We start from the raw sequence: 591 nt of genomic DNA, 5'->3' as shown, positions 1-591 counted from the left end.
TGGCAACACTTTCTCTGGGCCGACCACGCGCGGGTCCGCTGAGCTCAAATGGTATTCTTTATGGATGATGGCTAGGTCTGCTTTGGTGATAGCGGCAATACGACTGAACGTCATTTCACTGTAGCCTCGGTCATAAGTGTGCATCAAACCTTCTTTGCAGTATGCATAACCCGTGACGATAGGCAGTTCTTTGGTCACATCGATATCAGCAAACGCGTCGCGAATGGAATCATCGAGATTTCTTGGTTCCTGATTATCCCAACCAGAGAGATCCACAAACCTCGCATTGATGCCCATGTTTTTCAGCTTAAGCGCTGTATTGTACGCACTGTGCGCTTCACCAATCGACGATAGAAACTCGCGAATTTGTGGCAGATAGTGACGCAGAGAAAACTGTCCGTATTGGTAGGTTTCTAGAATATTAGCGATACAATTTTTCGCCTCTGCAATGCGTGAACGAATGAACTTATCCGCTTGAATGCGATTCATTAGATCCGAAAAGATGTTTTCGTTAGTAAGCAACATGCGGCTTTCCACATACGCTAAGGCTTCTTGCCATTGATCGTCACGTTTCGCAATTAACTGATAGAC

1 pseudogene is annotated in these 591 nt (G+C 45.9%); it reads right to left on the bottom strand.

The features are described 5' to 3' along the window. Nucleotides 1-591 (bottom strand): annotated as a pseudogene (locus R7044_RS26730) (aspartate kinase); the annotation flags it as partial.

Source organism: Vibrio sp. 1402 (genome assembly GCF_033340275.1).
The sequence above is the reverse complement of the archived record's forward strand: the minus strand, read 5'-3'. Positions and strand labels throughout refer to the sequence as shown.